General features: G+C 61.9%; 6 protein-coding genes. 1 reads left to right on the top strand and 5 read right to left on the bottom strand.

What is annotated here, in order from left to right; translation table 11 throughout:
* The first annotated feature begins 22 nt into the window (after positions 1-22).
* The gene (locus IRZ12_RS15690; RefSeq protein WP_296470363.1) at positions 23-997 is read left to right on the top strand and encodes a tripartite tricarboxylate transporter substrate binding protein; all 975 of its coding nucleotides are present in this window, start codon (positions 23-25) and stop codon (positions 995-997) included.
* Positions 998-1,096: 99 nt separating this feature from the next.
* Here IRZ12_RS15690 and IRZ12_RS15685 read toward each other — a convergent pair whose 3' ends face one another.
* From IRZ12_RS15685 to IRZ12_RS15665, 5 genes are all read right to left on the bottom strand, one after another.
* A complete protein-coding gene (locus IRZ12_RS15685; protein WP_296470366.1) occupies positions 1,097-2,011 on the bottom strand; it encodes a tripartite tricarboxylate transporter substrate binding protein in 915 nt (304 codons plus the stop codon).
* 58 nt (positions 2,012-2,069) lie between these two features.
* Positions 2,070-2,447 (bottom strand): chorismate mutase, encoded by a 378-nt coding sequence (locus IRZ12_RS15680; RefSeq protein ID WP_296470359.1) that lies wholly within the window; start codon positions 2,445-2,447, stop codon positions 2,070-2,072.
* Between the two features lie 72 nt (positions 2,448-2,519).
* Positions 2,520-2,831 (bottom strand): non-heme iron oxygenase ferredoxin subunit, encoded by a 312-nt coding sequence (locus IRZ12_RS15675; RefSeq protein ID WP_296470357.1) that lies wholly within the window; start codon positions 2,829-2,831, stop codon positions 2,520-2,522.
* 7 nt (positions 2,832-2,838) lie between these two features.
* The gene (locus tag IRZ12_RS15670; protein WP_296470354.1) at positions 2,839-3,312 is read right to left on the bottom strand and encodes an aromatic-ring-hydroxylating dioxygenase subunit beta; all 474 of its coding nucleotides are present in this window, start codon (positions 3,310-3,312) and stop codon (positions 2,839-2,841) included.
* 69 nt (positions 3,313-3,381) lie between these two features.
* The gene (locus IRZ12_RS15665; RefSeq protein WP_296470351.1) at positions 3,382-4,653 is read right to left on the bottom strand and encodes an aromatic ring-hydroxylating dioxygenase subunit alpha; all 1,272 of its coding nucleotides are present in this window, start codon (positions 4,651-4,653) and stop codon (positions 3,382-3,384) included.
* Between the last annotated feature and the right edge of the window lie 138 nt (positions 4,654-4,791).

The following is a 4,791-nucleotide window of genomic DNA, read 5'->3' as shown; positions in this document are numbered from 1 at the left end:
ACCCAAGACTTTGGAGACTTCTATGAACGCTCTCGTCCGCAGTCTCGTCGCACTCTCCGCCCTTGGGTTCGGGCTCGCGGCGCCACAGGCACATGCCGAGACCTACCCCTCCCGCGCCGTACGCATCATTGCGCCGTTTGCCGCCGGCACCGGCCCCGACGCCAACGCCCGCGAAATCGCTGCAGAACTGACCAAGATCCTCGGGCAAACCGTCTTTGTGGATAACCGGCCGGGCGCGTCGGGCATCATCGGCACGGAGGCCGCTGCCCGCGCCACGCCCGACGGCTATTCCCTCTACATCGGCACCACCAGCACGCTATCGGTGTTGCCCCACCTCTACTCCAAGCTGCCCTTCGACGCAGCCAAGGATTTCACGCCCGTCAGCCTGCTGGGGATCCTGAACACCGGCCTCATCGCGACGCCCAAGCTGCCGGCCAAGAACCTAACGGAACTCCTGAACCTCCTGAAATCCAGCCCGGATGCAGTCCACGTCGCGAGCCAGGGGCCGGGCAGCTACTCCCACCTGTCCGGCGTATGGTTCGGCTTTAGTGCCGACGTCAAACTCAACCTGGTGCCCTACAACAGCAACAGCCCGTACGCGGACCTCCTGGCCGGGCAGATACAGTTGATGTTCGACGGCCTGCCCGCCGCGGCCGGCAACATACGCGCGGGCAAGCTGAAATTGCTGGCGATCACTGGAAAACAGCGGCACCCCACTTTTCCGGACGTGCCCACGTTCGCGGAATCGGGCATTTCGGATTTCGAGCCCATTGCCTGGCAAGGCTTGCTGGCGCCCGCCGGCACACCGAAGGAGATCGTCGAAAAGCTGAGCGAAGCAATGCGCAAGGCCGCGCAATCGCCCGAGCTCGAAGCGAAGTGGCGTTCCTATGGCGGCGAGCTAAAAGGCAATACCCCGGAGGAATTCGCCGCCTTCATCGAGGCCGACCGCGCGATGTGGGGCGCAGTCGTGCGCAAGGCCAACGTCAAGCTGGATTAACGCACGCTATTGATGAAGACGGGCCGGCGACGAATGCGCCGCGCCCCGCCAGGATCAAGCTGGCTGCGCCTTCGGGGCAGGCCTGGCGGCTAGCGGACCTTACTGCCCTTTCAATCCCAGCTTCTTGATGAGCGGCGCCCACCGCTGGAGTTCGTCGTCCATGTAGCGCCGGAACGCCTGCGGCGTCGTGGCGGCCGGCTCCATGTATTGCGCTTGGAGCTTCCTCGCAACGTCCGGGTCTTTGAGCGCCGCGATGAGCGCGTCGGAGAGTCTCTTCTGGATCTCTGCGGGAACCTTGGCCGGCGCAACAAAGCCTATCCAGGCCGACCCCTCTATGCCCGGCACGCCGGCTTCGCCCAGCGTCGGGATATCGGGAAGCAGCGCCGAACGCTTGGATGAGGTGACGGCCAGCGCCTTGAGCCTGCCGTCCCTGACCATGGGCATGACGGCAATGGGCGGCAGCGCGGCGAACTGGGTGTCGCCGGACAGCAGCGAGGTGAGCGCTGCGGGAGAAGACGGGTAGGGCGCGTGGACGGCAGAGGCTCCGATCCGTTGCAGCATCAGCTCCACCGACAGGTGAGAAACCGTCCCGGCGCCGGTGGAGGGAAAGTTGAAGCGGTTCGAGTCCTTCTTGAGCGCTTCGAGCAATTGCGCGACGCTGCCGATGCCGGAAGAAGCAGGGACGACCAGCACATTCGGTTGATGCACCGCCAAGGTGAGCGGTGATAAATCCTTGGCCGGATCGTAAGGCAGCGAGTCGAACAAAACGGTGTTGTTGACCAACGGTCCGGTGATCGAGACGCCGAAGGTGTACCCGTCGGGTACGGCTTTGGCGATGGCGTTCGTGCCGATGTTGCCGCTCGCGCCGGGACGATTCTCTACTACGACAGCCTGGCCAAGCAACACCCCCAGCTTGTCCCCTACGACCCTCGCGACCTGGTCCGGGCTGGAGCCGGGCCCGAAAGGCACGATGACCTTCAGCGGCTGCGCTGGCCAGGCTTGCGACTGGGCCATGGCGGGCAATAGGCAGGCCGCGGCCGCCAGCCCGCTCACCGCAACGGCTCTCCATGTTTTACGCATCTCCATCCTCCGTGCTGGTCATGTCGTCGTGATATTGCTGCTCGGCGGCGATGAATGCCGCGACCAGTGCCCGGTAGGCCGCCTCGACGACGTCCTCCAATCCTTCGAAGCCCCGGTTGTGACGAGTGGCCAAGGCGCGCACCTTGGCAAACACCTCCGCCTGGCGAGCCGGCGCACTTACCTGGAAAGCGTCCTTCTTGAACCGGGCCGCATCCTTCACGTACATCGCCCGCTGCGCGAGCAAGGCCACGATTTCGTCGTCCAGCCGATCGATGTTGGCGCGCACTTCGGCCAAGGATTTGCACAGAGGCTTGTACGATGGGTCTTTATAGGCCCGCAGCGGACGGCCGTCGGGATCGGGTTCGCGCATGTTCGTCTCCTGTCGCCGGCACGGCACGGCGCGTGCCTCGTTCTTATATGTTCTTGTAGCGTTCTACGACGGCTAGCCGAGCTGCAGCCAAATCCGCCCACCCTCTACCTTGAGCGGATACGTCTTGACATCCTCAGTCAGCGGCGCACACAGGGCCTTGCCGCTGCGCACGTCAAACTTGCCCTGGTGCAAGGGACATTCGATTTCATATCCTTCCAGGTAGCCGTCACACAGGCGCGCCCGCCCGTGCGTACAGAAATTATCGGTGGCGTAATACTCGCCCTCCACGTTATAGAGTGCCACGTCCTTGCCCGCCACCTGCACACCGATCACTTCTTCCTCGGGAAGGTCGTCGATGGCGGCCACGTCGATCCAATCAGCCATAAGCACCTCAAATTGGATAAATCAGAGAATTGGGAATCAACTCGGTATCGAAGACGCAAGTCCGCGACTCGAACTTCAAGCCGCCTGCCGTGCGGCGGATGCGATCGATGTAGCGCCCCACGTTGAAAACCGTCGATTCCCCCGTCGGCTTCGTCCGGAACACGGCGTAGTTCGCCTCGACCTCCAGCACGTCGCCAACATGCTTAAGGATGCGCGGAAGTCCGCACACATGACGCTGATAGTATGGATCATGGAACAGTGTCTCGGTAATGCCGTATACCCGATCCTTCAGCATCGCCTTGCTGACGAGGTAAAGCGTCGCGAGGGGCAGTCCCCGGTCAAAGTTTTCCCGCGGTTGGATCTTGTATTCGCATTCGTCCAGGAAAAATTCCGGCCACTCGTTCCAACGCCCCGTGTCCAGCACGGCGGCATAGTCGGCATGTAGCCTAGCTACGTCCAGCAACGCATCCATCGTATCCATTGCATTCCTCCACTGCATCGGGCCGCCTGGCATCGGTGGCAGACCATCGAGCGTGCCTGTCTCCGTCCGTTACCGATCGGGCGCGAACCCCATGACCCGGCGCCAGTAGTCGTACATGCCGCGGATCAATGTTTCCGTGACCATGTGATCGGTATTCTCGACCCCCCTGCCACCCAACTCTGCGAGCGCCCGGTGATAGGGTTTCTGCTCGAAGCCCCGCTGCGAGAACTCGACCACCTCGCCGTCGTCGGCCGAGACGAACCCGGCCGGGCCGAACAAGTTGGCCTGCAGGAGCCGCCGCTGGATCATCTCCGGCGTGTCATCCTCGAACGCGAAATGGGTCCACACGAAATCGAATGAGCCGTGTCCATTGGGCTGTATGTGCCGGGTCGAAACGCTGTTGACTTGCTGCTGAATGATGAGGCTCGGGAAGATGGTCATCATCACGGCGGTCGGCTCTCCCCACCAGGGTTCATGCACGATGTCGAGCAGGCGCTTGTCGTTGATTTCCATCGATTCCTTGAAGCTCGTGACGCCGGCCGTGACCTCGGACTTCACGCGTTCCGAGCCGCGCGTGGAAATCATTGCCGCGTGCCGGAACTGCTCGTCCATCTTCAACTCGGACTTGTTGTCCGCCCGCCATAGCCCGTAGGTAACGAACCAGGTGTGAAGCAGGCCCGGGTGATAGGGATCCTTGATGTTCTCCTGCATCAACTTCCAGTTGCCAGGAATGCGCTGTCGGTTGTATCCCAGCAGCTTGAGCTTGCGTCCGTTGAACAGGCGGTCGAAATAGCCCAGGATCACGGGCCCGAGGAATTCCTCGAAGGACGGGACGTCGTGGTCGAAGGAAGCGAATACCACGCCGCCGCGCGTCGCGACCTTGAGCTTGTTCAAGTTGTGGTCCGAGGCCTGGAAATCCGCCGGCATGCCGCCGTTGACCCTCCCGCCCTGTTTGACGCCCCGCCGGAAAGGCACGCCCTGCAGGTCGCCCGCCAGCGTGTAGCTCCACTGGTGGTAGGGACACACGAGCTCCTTGCGGTTGCCGCTGCGCTCCCTCATGAACTGCACGCCGCGATGCGCGCAAACGTTTTCGATCACGTGGATGGCCCCATCTTCGGCGCGGGTCATGATGACGGACCGTTCGCCGATTGCCGTGCGCTTGAAGTCACCGGGGTTGGGGACTTCGGCCTCGAGGCCTACGTAGTTCCAGTGTCCGGAATAAAAAAAGCGCTCCAGCTCTTTCTTGTAAAGCGATTCGTCGGTATAGGCCCAGAACGGGATGCGGCTGGAGCCGCTGTCTATCCATTCGAGTTCGCGAGGGAAGACAGTTGTAACCCCCATGCTTGCCTCCTTCCTGATGGCGACGTGTCTCCGTCTTTGGCATAGTCGTTCTCGACGGGACGAGTATAGGAAGCAAGCGCTTGTTTATATATAGAATGCAGTGAATATTAATAATCACTTCTATGATTGTTGCGTACC

This window comes from Pigmentiphaga sp., assembly GCF_019689535.1.
In the GTDB taxonomy this organism is placed as follows: Bacteria; Pseudomonadota; Gammaproteobacteria; order Burkholderiales; family Burkholderiaceae_B; genus Pigmentiphaga.
Note: the sequence above shows the minus strand (reverse complement) of the source record. Positions and strands in the feature narration are given on the sequence as shown.

Coding starts and splice junctions, on each gene's coding strand:
- IRZ12_RS15675 (WP_296470357.1), bottom strand. CDS start 2,831: ATGGCTGATTGGATCGACGTGGCCGCCATCGACGACCTTCCCGAGGAA.
- IRZ12_RS15690 (WP_296470363.1), top strand. CDS start 23: ATGAACGCTCTCGTCCGCAGTCTCGTCGCACTCTCCGCCCTTGGGTTC.
- IRZ12_RS15670 (WP_296470354.1), bottom strand. CDS start 3,312: ATGGATACGATGGATGCGTTGCTGGACGTAGCTAGGCTACATGCCGAC.
- IRZ12_RS15665 (WP_296470351.1), bottom strand. CDS start 4,653: ATGGGGGTTACAACTGTCTTCCCTCGCGAACTCGAATGGATAGACAGC.
- IRZ12_RS15685 (WP_296470366.1), bottom strand. CDS start 2,011: ATGGCCCAGTCGCAAGCCTGGCCAGCGCAGCCGCTGAAGGTCATCGTG.
- IRZ12_RS15680 (WP_296470359.1), bottom strand. CDS start 2,447: ATGCGCGAACCCGATCCCGACGGCCGTCCGCTGCGGGCCTATAAAGAC.